The following is a 19082-nucleotide window of genomic DNA, read 5'->3' as shown; positions in this document are numbered from 1 at the left end:
ATCAGATTTCTGACCCGCTTTCAGGTTGGACGGTTTCGAGTCCACTCCCGGTCGGAGCGTCCTCAAGAGCCTTGAACCAAGCTTCCGCATCTGCCGTGTCAGCCGGCCCCCGAAAGGCCCGGTTGAACGCATGCCGCCGAAGCGCTGCTGCAAAGCATGCTGATCCGCGGTGCACCCAGGCCCCGCGGCCAGACATACGACGGCGTTCGTCAACCCGGACGGCAATCCTGCCGTCCGTGCCAACTGCTGCCAGTCGCACCAGAACAGCCTGGTCATCCGTTTTCCTGCACCCTATGCATGTCCTTTTCGGGACGTGCGCTGCAGCGCCTGAGGCTGCAGGGGACAAAAAGAAAGCGGACGGTGACCCGGCCTTGTCCATTCTAACGCGTTTCTCTCCCTGTGCCGCATCCACGCGCAAGACCCTCGCGCTTAGGCGCTCTTGGCGTCGGAAACGATGTCGATTCGCCAGCCGGTCAGCTTGGCTGCCAGGCGGGCATTCTGTCCTTCTTTACCGATGGCCAGGGACAGCTGGTAGTCGGGAACAACAACCCGCGCCGAACGCGTGTCTTCGTCGGTGATGGTGACGGAGTTCACGCGCGACGGCGAGAGGGAGTTGGCGATGAAGGTCGCCGGATCTTCATCGAAGTCCACAATGTCGATCTTCTCGTCATGCAGTTCGGTCATGACCGCGCGGACCCGCGAACCCATCTCGCCGATGCAGGCACCCTTGGCGTTAATGCCCGGGACGTGTCCCTTGACGGCGATCTTGGTCCGGTGGCCTGCTTCGCGGGCCAGGGCAACAATCTCGACGCTGCCGTCTGCGATCTCGGGGACCTCCAGCTCAAAGAGCTTGCGCACCAGACCCGGGTGGGAACGGGAAAGCGTAATGGACGGACCCTTGAAGCCGCGGCGCACGTCCACAACAAAGGCACGCAGCCGGGAACCATGGGTGTATTTCTCGCCCGGAACCTGCTCCGTGGGAGGCAGCAGCGCCTCAACGGAACCCAGGTTGACCTGGATCATGTGCGGGTTGTTGCCCTGCTGGATCTGGCCGGAGACGATTTCTCCCTCGCGGCCCTTGAACTCGCCCACGATGGCGTCGTCTTCGACGTCGCGCAGCCGCTGCAGGATGATCTGCCGTGCGGTGCTTGCGGCGATGCGGCCGAACCCGGTGGGAGTGTCATCGAACTCACCCACGGCCTCGCCGTCGTCGTCCAGCTCCGTGGCCCAAATGGTGACGTGCCCATTCTTGCGGTCCAGCTCTGCGCGGGCTTTGTCCTGCGCCCCGGCTGTCTTGTGGTAAGCCACCAAAAGCGCCTGCTCGATGGTCGGAATCAGCAGATCCAGGGGGATCTCCCGTTCGCGTTCCAGCAGCCTCAGCGCACTCATATCAATATCCATTTAGGCCTCCTCAGCTGTGGTTTCTTCATCGCTGTCGGCATTGCCGTCCAGCGGTACGTCGTCTATGTGCGCAAATTCGACTTCAACGCGTCCCTTGCGGATGTTGCCGAACGGCAGAGTGGTCTGCGCGCCCTGCTTGGGCTTCATGCCCTTTTTGACCGGCAGTTCCGGAATCAGCGTGATTCCGGTGTCCTCAACTGAGACCAGGCGGCCCATAACGTCGTCGCCGTCCACAATGTTCACGCTGACCATGCGCCCGACGTTGCGGCGCCAGTGGCGCGGCTCGGTCAGCGGGCGGGACACACCGGGAGAGGAAACTTCCAGGTGGTAGGGGCGTCCGTCGTCGTTGGGGTCCGCGTCCATGGCTTCGGAGACTGCGTGGGCCACGTCAGAGATCCGGTCCAGGCTTACGCCGCCGGCCTCTCCTTCGGGGAGGTCCACGATAACGTGCACCGTGCGGGTGACGCCGGCCATTTTGATCTCGATGTCTTCGAGGAAAAGCTGCTGCTGTTCAACCGTGGGGGCGAGGAAGTTCTTGAGACGCTGGGTTTCAGCGGTGATTTCTGCGTGCATGGCCTTCTTGCGGTAATCCGATGACGTGTCTTTTTTGGGGCTGGGCCGAACCGCCATAGGTGCCTCCCACTAGATGATGTTGTACGTACTAGCGTACCGACTTTCCTGAGTCCCCACGGCATCGCAGCAGACGGGGGACCGTTTCATGGCATCATCGAAGGTAGTGAATAAGCCCCCGTCCCGCACAGCGCCCGCGGCCGGCCGCGCCGGACGGGCGACGGCGGTCCTGGGCGGCGTGAGGCGTACCACTGTTCTGCTGGTCCTGGCAGCCGTGGTCCTCAGTTTCAATATGGTCGCCGGAAACGGTACCTCAGAGGATCGCCCCGCCAGTTTTTCCGAGGTTGCGCAGACCGACGCGCGTGCCGCCGCAATGGAACTGGCCCGGCAGGCGCGTGAGCTGTCCGATTTCTCATCCGAGGACTCCCCCAAGGCCGGGCTGTCCCGCCGGGAGGCCAAGGCTCTGGCTGACGAGTTCAGCGGCCAGGCCGATGTTCTCGCTGAGCAGTCGGTTCTCCTGACGCGCACCGGCAGCCTCCGGCGCGGCAGCCCGCCCCCCGCCGTTTCGGCGGAAGGATCGGCATCCGGTGCGGACGCTCACCCTGCTGCCGCGTATGTGCAGGCGCTGGCGGCATCTGCCCGCAGCAGCCTGGATGCGGCGATGCGGGCCGACGGCGGCACCGCACGGTTGCTTGCCTCCACCGGTGCCGCACAGCAGGTCCTGGCCCTGCGTGCAGCCGAGGCTGCGGGCCTGGATGTCCCCGAGGAATGGGAACCTGCCTCAGTTGTCAGCGCGAGCAGCAAATGCACTGACGCGACAACAGACTCCGATGCCGCCGGCCGTGGCAGCGTATCGACGCCGCCATCCGGTGTTGCTTCGCCGGGCGCGAAGGAGTCCCCGGAAGCCGCGCGGGAGGACCAGCCCGATGCAGCCGGCGCCCTCCAAAGTGCCGTCGACACGGAATACGGCGCTGCGTACGCCTACGAGGTTGCCATGGCACGTACTTCCGACGCAGATTCCCGTGCGGCCCTGGCTACGGTCCGCGAAGATCATCTGGCTGCCGGTGAACAGGGTGTGGAGCTGCTGCCCGAACTATGCCTGCCGACGCTTACCCCGGCACCCGCATACTCCCTGCCGGCGTCGTTCGGCGATGATCCTGCCGAGGCGCTGGCGGATCTGGAAGCATCCCTGCCGGCCGTTTATGCCGACCTGGCCGGGCTCGGCACGGGCAGTCTCCGGGGTTGGGCCATTGACCGGCTGGCGGAACTGAGCACGGATATGTACATGGAGGACGCCTCAGTGCCGGCTTCGCCCGGTCTCGACGCCGAGCCGGAGGGGCTGCCGCGGGCAGCCGGCACCCCTTAGCCTGTAGTCATGCCAGAAAGCTCGCCTCTTTTGTCCGACCCCGCTGCCGGCGGGAAGCCGTGACGTTGCCCGTTTCCATTCCCGCTGCGCTGCGGCGGCAGTACAGCAGCTCCAGGGCCGGCCGCGACTGGCTCTCAGGGCTTCCGCAGGTGATTTCCGAGGCAATGGAGCGCTGGGAGCTCTCCTCGGATCTTCCCCCGGGAACCGAACCGTGGCACGGCCACGGAGCGCTGGTGCTTCCGGTGTCCTCTCCCTGCGGTCCCGCCGTCCTGAAAGCCGCCTATCCGCACCCGGAAGCACTCACCGAGCCTGCAGCCCTGGGCTTATGGTCCGGACACGGCGCGGTGCGGCTGCATGCCAGCCATTCCGACAGCGGCACGCTCCTGCTGGAGAGACTGAACCAGCGGCGAAGCCTGACCGGAACGGATATGGACACCGCCGTGGATGTCTGGGGCCAACTCGTGCGGAAGCTGTCCCTGCCGGCGGGGAACTCCCCCTATTGGGCCGGAGTTCCGTCATTGGCGGAACGCGTCGAACAGCTGTCCGACGAGCTGCCCGCTGATTGGGAAGACCTGGGCCGGCCGTTTGACCGGCCGCTGCTGGAAGCGGCCCTGGAAGTGTCCCAGACCCGTGGAGCCGTGGGCAGGCGCAGCAGCAATGACGTGCTGATCCATACCGACCTGCATTTCGAGAACATTCTGTACCGCGACGGCGGTTCCGGCGGAGAACGTGGTTTTGTCGCCATCGATCCGCAGGCCATGGTCGGTGAGCCGGAATTTGCGGCCGCTCCGATGCTCTGGAACCGCTTGGAGGAGCTGGACCGGGACCAGCCCCGGGCAGCGCTGCGGCGGCGGCTCGCCCGGCTGTGCAGCGCTGCCGGACTGGACTATGAGGTTGCCCGGCAGTGGAGCGTGCTCCGGGAGGTGGCGAATGCCCTGGAGTACACCCGGGCAGGACAGCGGGACAGCGCCGGCCGCTCGGTGTGGGTGGCCTCCACGCTCGCGGCCTGACCATCGATAGTGGAGACGGTACGGCTCCGGGCCGCTGAGAGCGGCACCAAAGGGACACTCGAGCCGATCCTAGCCGCGAATGTTCTCCACCCAGACGTCATAGCCGAGCTTGCAGATCAGCGCACTGACCACCACCAGGAACACGATGCGGATGAACTTGCTGCCCTGTTTCACGGCCATCCGCGCGCCGATGTAGCCGCCGATCATGTTGGAAAAGCCCAGGACCAGGCCGATTCCCCACAGCAGCGCACCGTTGGGCAGGAAGAAGGCCAGCGCTCCCAGGTTCGTCGCCATGTTCACGATCTTGGCCTTGGCGCTGGCCGCAAGGAAGTTGTAGCCCAGGAATGTCACCATGGCGATGATCAGGAAGGAACCCGTGCCCGGGCCGATCAACCCGTCGTAGAACCCGATTGCCAGGCCGATGCCGGCGGCGGTTCCGTAGTGCCGCCGGCCGGTGTGCCGCAGCTTGGTCAGCTCCCCCACCGTGGGCCGCAGGGCAGTGAAAACAGCCACCGCGATCAACGCGATGACAATGATTGGCTTAAACACCGAGGACGGCAGCGAAACAGCCAGCGCCGCTCCCCCGAAACTGCCGACCAGCGCGACGGCGGCCATGGGCAGGGCAGTTTTCAGGTCCGGGTGGGCACGGCGGTAGTACGTGATGGCGCTGGTGGTGGTGCCGAAGATGGAGCCCATCTTGTTCGTTGCCAGTGCCTGTACCGGGGTGATTCCCGGGATCAGCAGCAGGGCGGGGAGCTGCAGCAGCCCCCCGCCTCCCACTACTGCGTCAATCCAGCCCGCAGCAAGGCCCGCCACCACCACAAGGAGGATGGTGGCGAGCTGGATCTCCTCGAGACCGGAGACCACGCGGCGTCGTTACTGTGCAGCTGCGCGGCGCACGTATTCCACCGCTTCAGCCACCGGAACGTTTTCGGCATTGCCGGTGGCACGGTCCTTGATTTCCACGACGCCGTCAGCCAGTCCGCGGCCGACCACCAGGATGGTCGGAACGCCGATCAGTTCCGCATCGCCGAACTTCACGCCCGGGGACACCTTGGGGCGGTCGTCATAGATAACTTCCAGTCCTGCGGCTTGGAGTTCCTCGGACAGCTTGGCAGCTGCTTCGAAGATTTCCTCGCCGCGCCCGGTGGCCACCACGTGGACATCGGCCGGTGCGACTGAGCGCGGCCAGACGATGCCCTTGTCGTCATGGTTGGACTCCGCCAGGGCTGCGACGGCGCGGGTGACGCCCACACCGTAGGAGCCCATGGTCACGGTGACCAGCTTGCCGTTCTTGTCCAGCACCTTCACGCCGAGCGCCTCAGCGTACTTGCGGCCGAGCTGGAAAATGTGACCCATTTCAATGCCGCGTGCGGCTTCCAGCGGGCCGGTTCCGTCCGGAGCCTCGTCACCCTCGCGGACCTCAACGGCCTCGATGACGCCGTCCCAGGTGAAGTCACGGCCGGCCACGAGGCCGATGACGTGCTTGCCGGCGGAGTTGGCGCCGGTAATCCAGCTGGTGCCGGAAACCACGCGCGGGTCCACCAGGTACAGCAAGCCGGTGGCCGACTCGGTGCCAAGGACCGGCTCCTCCACGGACAGTCCCGGGCCGATGTAGCCCTTGACCAGACCCGGGTGCTTCTTGATGTCCTCGTCGGTGGCGGCCTCCACCTCCAGTTCACCGCCGATTTCAACGTGCGCGGCAATGTTGGCTTCGATGCGCTTGAGGTCCACGGCGCGGTCGCCGGGAACGCCGACGACAACGATCCGGCGTTCGCCGGTGGGCAGCGTCACGGCCAGGACCACGTTCTTCAGGGTGTCGGCGGCAGTCCACTCGCCGGATTCGCGGCCAAACCGTTCGTTGGCCACAGCCACCAGGGTTTCAATGGTGGGCGTGTCAGGGGTGTCCACCACTTGGGCGGCAGGGGCACCGGAGTAGTCGATCTCGGACGGGGACACGGTGGTGACGGCTTCGACGTTGGCCGCATAACCGCCGGCGGAGCGCACGTAGGTGTCCTCGCCAACCGGCGTCGGGTGCAGGAATTCCTCGCTCTTGGACCCGCCCATGGCGCCTGAGACGGCGGAAACCACAACGATTTCCAGGCCGAGGCGCTCGAAGATCCGGAGGTAGGCGCCGCGGTGTGCCTGGTAGCTGGCCTCCAGGCCGTCGTCGTCAATGTCGAAGGAGTAGGAATCCTTCATGATGAACTCGCGGCCGCGCAGCAGGCCGGCGCGGGGGCGGGCTTCGTCGCGGTATTTGTTCTGGATCTGGAACAGCGAGACCGGCAGGTCCTTGTACGAGTTGTACAGGTCCTTGACCAGCAGGGCGAACATTTCCTCGTGCGTGGGCGCCAGCAGGTAGTCCCCGCCCTTGCGGTCCTGCAGCCGGAAAAGGTTGTCGCCGTACTCGGTCCAGCGGTTGGTGGCTTCGTACGGTTCGCGCGGCAGCAGGGCCGGGAAATGAACTTCCTGCGCTCCGATGGCGGCCATTTCCTCGCGGATGATGGTTTCGACCTTGTTCAGGACCCGCAGGCCCAGCGGCAGCCAGGAATAGATGCCGGGAGCGGCACGGCGGATGTAACCGGCACGCACCAGCAGGCGGTGGCTGGCGACGTCGGCGTCGGAGGGGTCTTCACGCAGGGTGCGCAGGAAAAGAGTGGAGAGTCGAAGGACCACGCTGGGTATCCGTTTCTGCAGCCGGTGGCTGCATTCATGCTGGGACAAATGAGGGAAATACTGCTCCCCTCTAATCTAGCGCCTGCCGCCCCCGCTGCCGGACAAGCGGACGACGACGGCGGGGCCGGACCCACAGCGCAGGTCCGGCCCCGTTCGGGCGGACAGAGGCCGCGGCCCCCGCCCAGAGCCCTTACTTCTCCAGCTCGGCCAGCACTTCGTTAATGATCGTCTCCGCCTGGGCGATTGCTTCCTCGGACTCCGCAGCAGTCGTGAGATTGCCGGTCATGCTGACCTGGACGTTGGTCGTGCCGGACACTGCACTGACCTGAACGGTGTCAGTTACCTGCTCAGCGGCGGTAATAGTCGTTCGGAACGCCTGGGTTGTCTGTCCGTCTGTGGACGCGTCGAGCGAATCAACCGCAGCGCTAATGACCTGCCCGCCGGCTTCCATCTGGAACTGCGCACAGTCCTCCAGCAGCCGGGTGTTGTCTTGAACCTGCTTGTCCATGATGGACGCACTCGGGTGGCTGGCAATAGTGAGGGTGTCCGTTTCGCTGAGCATGATCATGGCCATATTGGCGCTGTCCAGCGTGGCGGCAATGTCAGCGGATGCCAGGACATCGCACTGCTCCGGAGTGATAACCACCCCGGCCAGCTGATCAGGCGCACCTTCAAGCATGGGAGCCAGGTCCTGCTGGGTGATGACTTCACCCGCCATGCCCCGGTCGGCCAGGATGGCGGCCAAAGCGGTTTCAAGCTCAGCCGGCGTGTACTGCTCCTGCCCCACGGCCAGTGTTGGCGTGGGAGTGGGCGTTGCCGACGGTGAGGATTCGGATGCGGCCTCACTGCCCTCGTTTGAACTGCCGCAGCCGGAAAGTGCAAAAACGCCGGCCACAAGCAGTGCTCCGGCCTTCATGGATTTATTCATGGTTGATCCCCCAATATTCTGCTGCCCGGGTTGTCCCCGCCAGCGGTGATGGTTCCGGCACCTTCTGCCTGCGAAGCTACCGGGAGGCTTATTCGGTGCTTTACTTCTCCAGCTCCGCAAGAACCGCGTCAATGAGTTCCGCGGCCTGGGCTGAAGCTTCCTCCGGGTCCGCTGCGTTGCTGTTGGTGAGAACGATGTTGGTGGTACCCGTTGCGGCGGAAACCTTCAAACCGCTCAGGGTAGTGCCCTCGGCAGTCATCGTCAGGCTGAAGGCCTGAGTCTGCGGTGCCCCAGTGGACACATCGAGGCGCTCAGTGGTGCCGGCGGCGGTGAATTCCTCGTCGCCCATCTCGAACTCGGCACATTCGCCCAGCAGGCCGTCATTGTCCTGCATCTGAGCGTCAAGGGCCGAGGCTTCAGGATGGCTGACCACCGTGAGCTTCTGATCGGAACCGAGCTTTACGGACGCAAGGTTGGCCTGGTCCACGTCGCCGAAGAAGTTCGCAAAACCCGCGATTCCCTCACACTCGGCGGGCGTAACCATGATGTCCTCGGGCAGCGACTGGTCGGTCAGGTACGCACGGAAGGCCGCGTCGTCGGATACTTCACCGGTTCCGCCCTGCGCGGTGTTCACGGCTTCGATAGCCGCCAGGAGCTCATCCGCCGTGTACTGCTCTTGCCCGACGGCCAGCGTAGCCGTGGGAGACGGCGAAGCGGACGCCTCTGAGTCCGAGGCGGAAGCTGGCTCATCGGAGCTGCCGCAGGCAGAAAGAGCCAGCATCCCCACAAGCAGCAGGGCGCCGGCTTTCATGGTGTTCTTCATTTTCCCCCCAGGGTTGCACCGTTGCCGGCCAAACCGGCAACGGAACTTGATAGTCAATGCACCTTCTTATAGGCAGTGCACTGATGATCCTAGGGTGGTGATGCGCTTCACGCGAAATCGCCGGTGTGTACTTCGACGAGGATTAGAAGAGGATGGTGGCGAAGGTGCCAACCTGTTCGAAACCCACGGCTTCATAAGTCGCCCGCGCCGGTGCGTTATATGAGTTGACATACAGGCTGACCAGCGGCGCCACCTGCCGGGCTGCCTCAACGACGGCGGACATGTACGGTGCGCTCAGTCCCTGTCCGCGGTAGGCGGGGTTCATCCACACGCCCTGGATTTGAACGGCGCTGCTGGAGACCGTGCCGAGTTCGGCTTTGAAGACCACACGGCCGGAGGCATCGAAGTCCACCAGGGACTGCCCGCGCGCGATCAGGGACTTGACCCGCTGCCGGTAGTGGTGGCTTCCCCCGGAGATGGGTGAATAGCCCACTTCCTCTTCGAACATGGCAGCGCACGCGGGCAGGAGGACATCCAGCTCCGAAGCCTGGCTATAGCGGAGCCCGGGAGCGGGCTGCACCTGGGACACTCCGGTCATCTGCAGCAGAGGCTGGTCGCTGCGCACATCGAAGGGCCGGGGGCTGGAGTGCTGCAGTTCCGACCAGATGGACAACACTGCTTCCGCCGGACCGAAGATGGAGGAATAACGGTTTTTGGACCGGCCAAGGAACTGGCCAATTTCCGGACCGTTCTCCGCCGTCACGCCCACCGGAACAACGTTCACTCCCGCCCAGCAGGCGGCACTGAGTTTCCCGCCGTCGAACACTCCCACAATCCGCCCGCCGGCGGACGTGGGCGCTGCGGTACCCGTGGCCTCAAGGTGGGACAACATAAAAATGTTGGCCACCGGATCCTGCTCGGCAAGTTCCCTGAGGGCAGCGGTGTCGCCCTTGCCCAGAATGCGCAGCTCACCGGAACTGCCGCCGCGGACATCGCGTCCGCTGCGGTCAGTTGTCACGGTTTTAGCCGACGGTAACCATGGGGCCACCCGTGCCAGCATTTTCGCCATCGGACTCCCCCATGCTCTCTGCGATCTTCATAGCTTCTTCAATGAGGGTCTCAACGATCTGGTCTTCGGGAACAGTCTTGATGACTTCCCCCTTCACAAAGATCTGGCCCTTGCCGTTTCCGGAGGCCACCCCGAGGTCAGCTTCACGGGCCTCGCCCGGTCCGTTGACGACGCAGCCCATGACCGCGACGCGGAGGGGAACTTCCATGCCCTCGAGTCCGGCGGTGACCTGCTCTGCGAGAGTGTACACGTCCACCTGGGCGCGTCCGCAGGAAGGGCAGGACACAATCTCCAGCTTCCGCGGACGCAGGTTCAGCGACTGCAGGATCTGGTTGCCCACCTTGATTTCCTCCACAGGCGGGGCCGACAGGGACACGCGGATGGTGTCGCCAATGCCCTTGGACAGGAGGGCCCCGAAGGCGGTTGCGGACTTGATGGTTCCTTGGAACGCGGGACCGGCCTCGGTTACGCCCAGGTGCAGCGGCCAGTCGCCGCGTTCTGCCAGCAGCTCATAGGCACGCACCATGACCACCGGGTCATTGTGCTTAACCGAGATCTTGAAGTCGTGGAAATCGTGCTCCTCAAAGAGGGATGCTTCCCAGACTGCCGATTCGACCAGGGCCTCGGGGGTTGCCTTTCCGTACTTGGCCAGCAAACGGGGATCCAGGGAGCCCGCGTTGACACCGATGCGGATGGATGTCCCGTGGTCTTTGGCTGCCTGCGCGATTTCCTTGATCTGGTCATCGAACTTGCGGATGTTGCCCGGGTTCACCCGTACTGCGGCACAACCGGCGTCGATGGCTGCAAAGACATACTTCGGCTGGAAGTGGATGTCCGCGATCACGGGAATCTGGGACTTTTTCGCGATGATCGGCAACGCTGCAGCGTCATCGGCACTGGGGCAGGCAACGCGGACAATGTCACAGCCCGACGCCGTCAACTCCGCGATCTGCTGCAAGGTGGCGTTGATGTCCGTGGTGGGCGTGGTGGTCATGGACTGGACGCTGATGGGGAAATCGGATCCGACTCCCACGGAGCCCACTTTGATCTGGCGGGTTTTTCGCCGCGGTGCCAAGGTGGGCGGCGGTGCTGCTGGCATTCCAAGGTTGACCGAGGTCAAAACGTCCTCCATGTGCCTTATCGGCATGTATTCGGCAAAAGTGCGGTACGGATCCGCGCTAATCCATTATCCACCCGGACGGGCGCCGGGGGTACGAATATCGTTCAGGGCTTAGACAAGGTGAGCGAAGGCACCTACTGCAGGTGACCACTGAGTGGTCTTCATCCCGGAAATGGCCCCGACTGAGGCAAAGGGGTCCTGCTTGAGCAGGGAGAGCAGGTCCGACTCGTCTTCGGCGGTGAAAATCAGCAGCGCTCCCGCTCCGTCCGCAAACGGACCCGATGCGAGCACGCGGCCCTCTTCCACCAGGCCGGACAGCCACTGGCGGTGGCGGGGACGGTGCTCCTCGCGGATGGAGGCGGAATCGGCGTCGTACACGTATTCAACTGCGAAAATGCTCATTAGCCCAGCCTACGGGATGCCTTTCTCACAACAGGAAGGCGCGCGCTGCCGTGGCCACCGCCACAGCCCACAGCATGGAGGTCAGGGTGCCGATGATGAAACGTTCGGCTGCCGCGGGTGTTTCCTTCAGCTCGGCATACCGCCCCAGGCCCTTGATGGCCACCACATAGGCGATCGCCACCGGTTCGGAGGCGAGGATGGCACCCGCGACGGCCAACCGTTCGAGTACACCTATCACAAGTCCGCCGCGGAGCACGGAACCCGGAGCCGGGGTGCTGCCTGCCCGTACCCGGGGGCCGGCTGCCGACCCTCCGGACCGGATTCCGCCCGGGGCTGCCCGGCTGCCTGCCACGAGTTCGGCATCGAGGTTCTGATCGGCCGCCGGATCGGCTTCGGAGAACGGCGGTCCGGAATTTTCCACGGCACGGGCCAGCCTCAGCACGGCGGCTGTGACCGGCCAGCCCAACGCTGCTGCTGCCAGCAGGGCCAGGACAACCCACAGAAAGTCCATCACGGGAGCACTCCTTGGCCGGTTGCCGAACCCGGCGTGGCGTTAGTGCGGGCCGGGTCAGTAGAGCGGGCCGGATCGTCCGGACCGGCCTGTTCATCGGCGCGGGCCAGCAGCACGGCTGCTGCCGGACGGGCAGCCCATTCTTCCTGCCATCCGGCGCGCGCCGTCGTCTTCCCCACGGACTGCGGGCTGATCCCGAGCTTGCGGGCGGCCGCACTCTGGGAGCCCCAGGTTCCGGGTTCCACATGCTCCAGGATGCGCCACTGCTCGGGGGTGCGGTCCCGGATCAGCCGTCCAATCAGCACCAATACGGCTTCAGCCTCAGCTACTCCCGGCGCTCCGGCGACTGCCAGGGGCGGGCGGTCGCCGGTCTTCTTGGCCCGGTCCACGGCTTCGCGTGCTGCCACAAAGGCGGGGCCCGAGGCTTCCCGGGTGCTGGCCGGCAGGGGCAGATCAACCGCCCCGACCCCGATTCCCACAGACCAGTGGCCGTTGCGCAGGGCGAGCAGGGCGGCTTCCACCGCAGCACCGGCATCGTTGGTGATGCCCTGGACTTCATCGCCGACCGACCGCTCAAAGGGCCGGTCCATCGGCACCGTCCCGAGCAGCTCCAGCAGTTCCGGCACCCGGTCCCGGCCTTTGCGGCTACCCTTTTGATCGATCGTCAACACAAACATATTGAAACCGTATGCGGTTGTAATTGAAATAACAACCGTTTTCGGATTCAATTCTCCGGCGACCCGGCGCAGGCGTTCCGGGGTTGGCGCACCCTAGTTGAAGAGGCTTACCGGTTTCACGATGTCCGCGTAGATCAGCAGCACACTCATCCCCATCAGCAGGGCGAAGACCACGTACGTGACCGGCAGCATTTTCGCCAGGTCAAAGTGTCCCGGGTCCGGACGCTTGAACAGCTTCGCTAGCCGCCGGCGCAGCCCCTCCCAGAGCGCTCCCGCCACGTGGCCGCCGTCCAGCGGCAGCAGCGGGATCAGGTTGAAGACGAACAGGGCCAGGTTCACGCTGGCCACCAGGCCAACGAGGGTGGCCACCTTGCTGGCTACCGGAACTTCCTCCAGGGCTGAGATTTCGCCGGCGATGCGACCCACGCCCACCACGCTGATCGGGCCGTTCGGATCACGCTCTTCCGAGGAGAACGCTGCCTGTGCCACGTCCACCACCCGCTGCGGCAGGTTGATAACCACACCCGCAATGCTGCGCAGATTGTCCCCCACTGCAGGCAGGACCTCAGTACCAGGTTGCCGGACCAGTTCCGTGGCGGCAGCCACGCCGATGAATCCGACTTCCCTGGTGACCGGGTTGCCGGCGTCGTCGGTGACGGGGGCGCCGTCGTCGTCCGTCACGGGACGTTCGGTCAGCAGCGGCGTGATCATGGTGTCCTGCTCCACGCCGTCGCGCACATAGGTGACGGGCACCGACCGGCCGGCCGCTTCCTTGATGCGGGCTGAGAGATCGTTCCAGCCGTCCACCGGCTGTCCGTCGAAGGCGGTGATGGTGTCCCCGGGCAGCAGCCCCGCTTCATAGGCGGGTGCGGCCGGGTCCGCGTCGGTGCATTCCGTCTGTCCCTGGGCGGCCTGGTCGGACGTGATCACGCACTGGTTGACCTCGGCGAGCCGGGTGGTGCTCTGCGCCGTCCCGAACCCCATGAGCAGCACGGCGAAAAGCACGACGCCGATCAGCAGGTTCATGAAGGGCCCGCCGAGCATGACGATGATGCGCTTCCAGATCGGCAGGTTGTAGAACATGCGGTTTTCGTCGCCGGGCTGAAGCTGCTCGGCGGCCGCTGCACGGGCATCCGTGGCCAGCTGCTGAAACATGCCCGTGCTTGAACTGCGGACGGTGCCATCGGCGTCGTCGGCCTTGTTCGGCGGGTACATGCCCACCATCGAGACGTAACCGCCCAGCGGCAGTGCTTTGACGCCGTATTCGGTTTCACCGCGGCGCCGGGAGAACACAGTGGGACCGAAACCGATCATGTACTGCGTCACCCGGACCTTGAAGGCCTTCGCCGGCACCAGGTGGCCCACCTCGTGCAGCGCAATGGACACGGCGATACCCACCGCCACGAACAAGACGCCCAGGATGAAGAGCAGAACGGTCAACGGTTTTCCTTCGGTTCAGCGGAACTGCGGGTCATGGCTTTAGCGTCCGCACCGTTTGCGTGCGGCGGTGCGGGCCCACTTCTCGGCTGCCAGGACCGACTCCAGCGTCAGCGGCGCAGTGTCGGTGTGTTCAGCCAGTACGGCGGCGATCGTATCAACGATGTCTGTGAATCCGATGAGACCGTCATGGAAGGCATCCACGGCTTCCTCGTTAGCGGCGTTGTAGACCGCCATTCCGGTTCCTCCGGCCGCCGCGGTGCGCTTGGCCAGCGCGACGGCGGGGAAGGCCTCCTCATCCAGCGGCTCGAAGGTCCATTCCGCGGCCCGGGTCCAGTCACAGGGTTTTGCCGCTCCGGGAACGCGGTGCGGCCAGCCCATGCCCAGCGCGATCGGCAGGCGCATGTCCGGGGGCGACGCCTGGGCAATGGTGGAGCCGTCCACGAACTGGACCATGGAATGGACCACTGACTGGGGATGGACAACGACGTCGATCCGTTCCAGCGGGATATCGAAGAGCAGGTGTGCCTCGATGACTTCGAGGGCCTTGTTGACCATGGATGCCGAATTGGTGGTGACCATCCGGCCCATCTTCCAGGTGGGGTGGGCCAGCGCCTGGGCGGGGGTGACATTTTGCAGTTCCGCACGCTTCATGCCGCGGAACGGGCCGCCGGAGGCAGTAACCACCAATCGGTCCACTTCCTCCGGTGTGCCGGAACGCAGTGCCTGGGCCAGGGCGGAGTGTTCGGAGTCCACGGGGACCAGCTGTCCGGGGGCTGCGGCCTTCTTGACCAGCTCTCCCCCGACAATCAGGGATTCCTTGTTGGCCAGTGCCAGCAGGTGTCCGGCGGCAAGGGCCGCGAGGGTGGGTTCCAGGCCGATGGAACCAGTGATGCCGTTGAGCACCACTTCGGCTTCGGGCCAAGCGGCAATGGCGGTGGCGGCCGAGGGGCCGGTAAACAGTTCCGGATCGTAGTCGCTCACTCCGGCATCGCGGGCGGCGTCCTGCACCGCTTTGTGCAGGGTGTCTTTGTCCGCCAGGGCGCAGCCGACGGCGGCGGCCCGGGTGTGGACGGCCTGCTGCGCGAGCAGGTCCAGGTTGGAGCCGCCCGCTGCGAGGGCGACGATGGTGAAGCGGTCCGGGGCAGCGTCCGCCACATCGATGGCCTGGGTGCCGATGGAACCGGTGGACCCCAGGAGCACTACGCGGCGGGGCACGCCCTCAGTGCTGCCGAAGGGCCGGTGGGTGGCTGCGGACGGGGTGCCTGAAGTTCCGGGAAGCTGCATGCTTCCAGTATCGCCCACCCGGACGTGCGGCGGCTTCCCCCGGAACCTTCGTAAAGATAACGGGCTCAAACAGCCACCGCACCAATTGGCAAGGCCCGTTATCTGCACGAAAGATCCGGCACAGCCAACGAGGGTGCAGCTTTGGAGGTGGCGGCGTTCGTAGTCACCATATCTGCGCACACGCGGCCTGACAGCGCAGGAACGCCGCTAGAGAGTGATGGGCAGTGCCGCCACGGCGTCCGGAATGTTGGACGGTCCGGAGACCAGCTCCAGGATTTGCCTGCTGCCGCGGCCGCTGGTGACGAGCTCGGCGAGCACGGCTGCGACGTCGTGCCGGGGAATGCTGCCCTGCTCCACCGAGGGCGCCAGATCCACTCGCCCCACGGCCGGGTCATTCGTCAGTCGGCCGGGCCGAACAATGGTCCAGTCCAGGTCCCGGGTCATCAGGTCCTCCTCGGCTGCCAGCTTCGCGGTGAGGTAGGCATACATGACGTCGTCCAGACCCTCCGGTCGGGCACCATCGCGGACCGCGTCCAAACCCACGGAGGAGATTTGAACGAACCGGACCACACCGGCCTGCTCTGCTCCCTCGGCCAGCAGTACAGCGGCGCCCCGGTCAACGCTGTCCTTCCGCTCCGCCCCGCTGCCCGGTCCCGCACCGGCGGCGAACACGGCCGCATCGGCTCCGGTCAGCACCTGGATGACATCGTCCAGGATGCTGTTCTCCAGATCGATCACCACTGGTGCCACTCCGTCGGCCTCAAGGTCCCCTGCCTGATCGGGGTTGCGGATCAGACCGGCCACATCGTGGTCATGGGCCACAAGCAACCGGCCCAGTTCGCGGGCAATCTGTCCATGGGCTCCTGCAATGACTATGCGCATCTTTCGAAGGTAGCGCAGCGCACCGCAGGTGTCCCGGGTGGACATCGCAAATCCGGTTCAAGTACCGCAGTCGTACACAGGCATCTGAGCCGGCGAAGGTGGGGACAGGATCAGCGGCCGGCCCGGTCCAGGGTCTGGCGTGCCTGCTTCAGCAACGGGCCGTCGATCATCTCGCCGCGAAAGTTAAAGACTCCTCCGTGGTTAGCGGCTTCGGCAATCACATCCGCGGCATAAGCCACCTCATCTGCGGACGGCGCATAGGCAGACCGGACCGCCGCCACCTGCCCGGGATGGATGCAGGCCTTCGCAGCGAATCCGGAAGCCACGGCGTCGCGCGCTTCCACTTCCAGTCCCTGAGTGTCCCCAATGTTGCCGTAGATCGAGTCGATGGCTCCCTTGCCGAACGCGCCGGCGGCCAGCAGCACCGCAGCGCGGGCGTGCCGGGCAACACCGCGGTAGGTGCCGTCCGGACCGCGGCTGGAGTCTCCGCCCAGGGACGCCATCAGGTCCTCGGCGCCCCACATCAGAGCGGCAACACAGGACAACTGGGCGATCTCTGCCGCCCGGACCACACCCAGTGCGGTTTCCAGCAGCGCGACGACGGTGAAATCCGCGAGCGCCTGCCCCATGGCGGATGCGTCTTCGGATTTGGCGACCATCAGGGTCCGGTACGGAGTCTGGCGCACAGCCGCCAGGTCCTTTTCGAAGTCTTCGGTGCCCACGGGATTCAAGCGCACCATGGTGGTGGCCGGATCGAGGGTGGAGGCGATGAGGTTCCGGCGGGCGGCTTCCTTGTCTGCGGGGGCGACGGCGTCTTCCAGATCCAGGATCACGGCATCTGCCCGGTCGGCCGCCTTGGCGAACCGTTCCGGCCGGTCCGCCGGGCAGAAAAGCAATGCAGGTCCCATGGGGAATGTAGTCACGCGGAGATCTCCTTGAGTTTGGTTCGTTGCTTCAACCTATCTCAGCGCCCGTTCCGGCGGCCCGGGTCCACACCAGGGCGGTCCGGGTACACCGTCCCACCACCTCGCCGTCCTGGTTCCTGCCCGTGTGGGCCAGGGTGACGATCCCCTGCCCCGGCCGGGAACCGGAGAGCCGCTTGTCCAGTACCTCGGTTTCCGTATACAGGGTGTCCCCGTGGAACAGCGGATGCGGGAAGCTGATATCCCCCAGTCCCAGCTGCGCCACGAGAGTGCCCTGGGTCAGCTGCCCCACGGACTGTCCCACCATGGTGGCCAGGGTAAACATGGAGTTCACGAGCCGCTGTCCAAACGGCTGGTCCGCACTGTAGGCAGCGTCCAGGTGCAGTCCCTGGGCGTTCATGGTCAGGGTGGTGAACAGGACGTTGTCCGCCTCTGTGACGGTGCGGCCCGGCCGGTGCCGGTACACCGTGCCCGGCTCGAACTCCTCAAACCAAAGACCGCGCTGCTCAACGACCCGCGGCGCCATGGTCCGCTCCCCGGTTCCGGCGTCCGGTTCCTCATACGTCAAGGCGAACCTCCAGAGGTGCACCGGTGACGGCAAGGACTTCGTCCACGCTCACTCCGGGTGCGGTTTCTCGCAGTATCAGTCCCTCCGGGCCCACCTCGATGACGGCGAGGTCGGTGACGATCAGGTTCACGCAGGCTCGGCCGGTCAGCGGCAGGGAGCACTCAGAGACGATTTTCGGATTGCCGCTGCGGTCCGTATGGTCCATCATCACGATCAGCCGCTTGGCGCCGAACACCAGATCCATGGCGCCGCCCATGCCCTTGACCATCTTGCCGGGAATCATCCAGTTGGCCAGGTCTCCGTTGGCAGCCACTTCCATGGCTCCCAGCACGGCCACATCCACGTGTCCGCCGCGGACCATGCCAAACGAGGCCGCGGAATCGAAGAACGAGGCACCGGCGTTCACCGTCACGGTTTCCTTGCCCGCGTTGATCAGGTCCGGGTTCAGGTCTTCTTCCAGCGGATAGGGCCCGACGCCGAGCACACCGTTTTCGGAGTGCAGCACCACTTCCACTCCCTCGGGAATGTAGTTGGGGATGAGGGTGGGCATGCCGATGCCGAGATTGACGTACTGTCCGTTTTCCAGTTCGCGGGCCACCCGGGCGGCCAGTTCTTCACGGGTCAGGGCCATGTCAGGCCTCCTTCGGGGAAGTTGAGGCAGCTGCTGGGGTCACGGTGCGTTTTTCAATGCGTTTTTCTCCCGGCCCCACCTCCACCACGCGCTGGACAAAGATTCCGGGAACGTGGACGGATGCAGGGTCCAGTTGTCCGGGTTCCACCAGCTCTTCAACTTCGGCGATGGTGATCTGCCCGGCCATGGCGCAGAGCGGGTTGAAGTTCATGGCGGTGGCAGAGAACACCAGGTTTCCGTGCCGGTCCCCCTTCCAGGCATGCACCAGGGCGTAGTCCGGGGTGAGGGATTCTTCCAGCACAAACGGAGCGTCCCGGAAGGTGCGCACCTCCTTGGGCTCCGATGCCTGCACAACCGCGCCGTCGGCGTCGTACCGCTGCGGCAAACCGCCCTCGCTCACCTGCGTGCCCACTCCGGCGCTCGTATAGAAGGCGGGAATTCCGGCGCCGCCGGCCCGCAGCTTTTCAGCCAGGGTGCCCTGGGGCGTCAGAACGACTTCCAGCTCCCCGGCCAAAAACTGGCGGGCGAACTCCTTGTTCTCTCCGACGTAGGAACTCACCGTGCGGCGGATGCGGTGATCGGCGAGGAGCCGGCCCAGGCCCCAGTCATCCACGCCGCAGTTGTTGCTCACCGTTTCCAGGTCGGTGGCCCCTTGATCATGCAGGGCGTCGATCAGCGCCACGGGGATCCCGCACAGCCCAAAGCCTCCCACAGCCAGCGACGCGCCGTCGGGGATATCTGCCACGGCTTCGGCGGCCGTGGCTATCACCTTGTCAATCATGAATTTGTCCGTTCGTTAAT

General features: G+C 65.1%; 21 protein-coding genes. 2 read left to right on the top strand and 19 right to left on the bottom strand.

Translation table 11 applies throughout. The features are described from left to right. Position 1: 1 nt before the first annotated feature. The 3 genes from CXR00_RS15325 to rimP are packed head-to-tail and all read right to left on the bottom strand — an operon-like array spanning position 2 to position 2031. The gene (locus tag CXR00_RS15325; RefSeq protein WP_104055378.1) at positions 2–379 is read right to left on the bottom strand and encodes a YlxR family protein; all 378 of its coding nucleotides are present in this window, start codon (positions 377–379) and stop codon (positions 2–4) included. A gap of 50 nt (positions 380–429) precedes the next feature. Next, the gene (nusA, locus tag CXR00_RS15320; RefSeq protein ID WP_104055377.1) at positions 430–1401 is read right to left on the bottom strand and encodes a transcription termination factor NusA; all 972 of its coding nucleotides are present in this window, start codon (positions 1399–1401) and stop codon (positions 430–432) included. After that, positions 1402–2031: a ribosome maturation factor RimP gene (rimP, locus tag CXR00_RS15315; RefSeq protein WP_104055376.1), complete on the bottom strand. Its 630-nt coding sequence runs from the start codon at positions 2029–2031 to the stop codon at positions 1402–1404. Positions 2032–2119: 88 nt separating this feature from the next. On the opposite strand from rimP, the gene CXR00_RS15310 reads away from it, so the two are divergent. Then, positions 2120–3337 carry a DUF4439 domain-containing protein gene (locus tag CXR00_RS15310; protein WP_104055375.1) on the top strand — a complete coding sequence of 406 codons (1218 nt, stop codon included), beginning with the start codon at positions 2120–2122 and terminating at the stop codon, positions 3335–3337. Between the two features lie 59 nt (positions 3338–3396). Beyond that, on the top strand, positions 3397–4347 hold the full coding sequence (locus CXR00_RS15305) for an aminoglycoside phosphotransferase family protein (protein WP_104055374.1): 951 nt from the start codon (positions 3397–3399) through the stop codon (positions 4345–4347). Between the two features lie 69 nt (positions 4348–4416). Here the strand turns inward: CXR00_RS15305 and CXR00_RS15300 are convergent, their stop codons facing one another. From CXR00_RS15300 to CXR00_RS15225, 16 genes are all read right to left on the bottom strand, one after another. Further along, positions 4417–5214, bottom strand: coding sequence for a TSUP family transporter (locus CXR00_RS15300; RefSeq protein ID WP_104055373.1), 798 nt, complete (start codon positions 5212–5214; stop codon positions 4417–4419). Between the two features lie 9 nt (positions 5215–5223). Continuing rightward, on the bottom strand, positions 5224–7023 hold the full coding sequence (locus CXR00_RS15295) for a proline--tRNA ligase (protein ID WP_104055372.1): 1800 nt from the start codon (positions 7021–7023) through the stop codon (positions 5224–5226). A gap of 190 nt (positions 7024–7213) precedes the next feature. Next, entirely contained in the window at positions 7214–7951 is a 738-nt protein-coding gene (locus CXR00_RS15290; RefSeq protein ID WP_146067277.1) for a hypothetical protein, read from the bottom strand. Between the two features lie 100 nt (positions 7952–8051). Then, complete coding sequence (locus CXR00_RS15285) at positions 8052–8774, bottom strand: hypothetical protein (protein ID WP_104055370.1); 723 nt, start codon at positions 8772–8774, stop codon at positions 8052–8054. Between the two features lie 142 nt (positions 8775–8916). Next, positions 8917–9792, bottom strand: coding sequence for a GNAT family N-acetyltransferase (locus tag CXR00_RS15280; protein WP_307859352.1), 876 nt, complete (start codon positions 9790–9792; stop codon positions 8917–8919). Between the two features lie 4 nt (positions 9793–9796). Next, positions 9797–10963 (bottom strand): flavodoxin-dependent (E)-4-hydroxy-3-methylbut-2-enyl-diphosphate synthase, encoded by a 1167-nt coding sequence (gene ispG / locus CXR00_RS15275; protein WP_104055583.1) that lies wholly within the window; start codon positions 10961–10963, stop codon positions 9797–9799. A gap of 111 nt (positions 10964–11074) precedes the next feature. After that, the gene (locus CXR00_RS15270; RefSeq protein ID WP_104055368.1) at positions 11075–11365 is read right to left on the bottom strand and encodes a YciI family protein; all 291 of its coding nucleotides are present in this window, start codon (positions 11363–11365) and stop codon (positions 11075–11077) included. Between the two features lie 25 nt (positions 11366–11390). Next, complete coding sequence (locus CXR00_RS15265; protein ID WP_104055367.1) at positions 11391–11876, bottom strand: hypothetical protein; 486 nt, start codon at positions 11874–11876, stop codon at positions 11391–11393. Then, a complete protein-coding gene (locus CXR00_RS15260; protein WP_258060517.1) occupies positions 11876–12553 on the bottom strand; it encodes a MarR family transcriptional regulator in 678 nt (225 codons plus the stop codon). Before CXR00_RS15260 ends, CXR00_RS15265 begins: the two co-directional genes overlap by 1 nt. Before the next feature lie 93 nt (positions 12554–12646). Beyond that, positions 12647–13993, bottom strand: a complete 1347-nt coding sequence (locus CXR00_RS15255; RefSeq protein ID WP_104055366.1) for an RIP metalloprotease — start codon at positions 13991–13993, stop codon at positions 12647–12649. Between the two features lie 39 nt (positions 13994–14032). Further along, positions 14033–15277, bottom strand: a complete 1245-nt coding sequence (gene dxr, locus CXR00_RS15250; protein WP_104055365.1) for a 1-deoxy-D-xylulose-5-phosphate reductoisomerase — start codon at positions 15275–15277, stop codon at positions 14033–14035. 207 nt (positions 15278–15484) lie between these two features. Next, a complete protein-coding gene (locus CXR00_RS15245) occupies positions 15485–16204 on the bottom strand; it encodes an NAD(P)-binding oxidoreductase (protein WP_258060516.1) in 720 nt (239 codons plus the stop codon). A 65-nt stretch (positions 16205–16269) separates the two neighbouring features. Further along, the gene (locus CXR00_RS15240) at positions 16270–17067 is read right to left on the bottom strand and encodes a CoA ester lyase (protein ID WP_104055364.1); all 798 of its coding nucleotides are present in this window, start codon (positions 17065–17067) and stop codon (positions 16270–16272) included. 46 nt (positions 17068–17113) lie between these two features. Beyond that, positions 17114–17608, bottom strand: coding sequence for a MaoC family dehydratase (locus CXR00_RS15235; protein WP_104055578.1), 495 nt, complete (start codon positions 17606–17608; stop codon positions 17114–17116). Between the two features lie 31 nt (positions 17609–17639). Continuing rightward, the gene (locus tag CXR00_RS15230; RefSeq protein ID WP_104055363.1) at positions 17640–18281 is read right to left on the bottom strand and encodes a CoA transferase subunit B; all 642 of its coding nucleotides are present in this window, start codon (positions 18279–18281) and stop codon (positions 17640–17642) included. Position 18282: 1 nt separating this feature from the next. After that, positions 18283–19062, bottom strand: coding sequence for a CoA transferase subunit A (locus CXR00_RS15225; RefSeq protein ID WP_104055362.1), 780 nt, complete (start codon positions 19060–19062; stop codon positions 18283–18285). Positions 19063–19082 lie beyond the last annotated feature (20 nt).

Source organism: Arthrobacter sp. 9E16, assembly GCF_002929435.1.
Classification (GTDB): domain Bacteria; phylum Actinomycetota; class Actinomycetes; order Actinomycetales; family Micrococcaceae; genus Arthrobacter_B; species Arthrobacter_B sunyaminii.
Note: the sequence above shows the minus strand (reverse complement) of the source record. Positions and strands in the feature narration are given on the sequence as shown.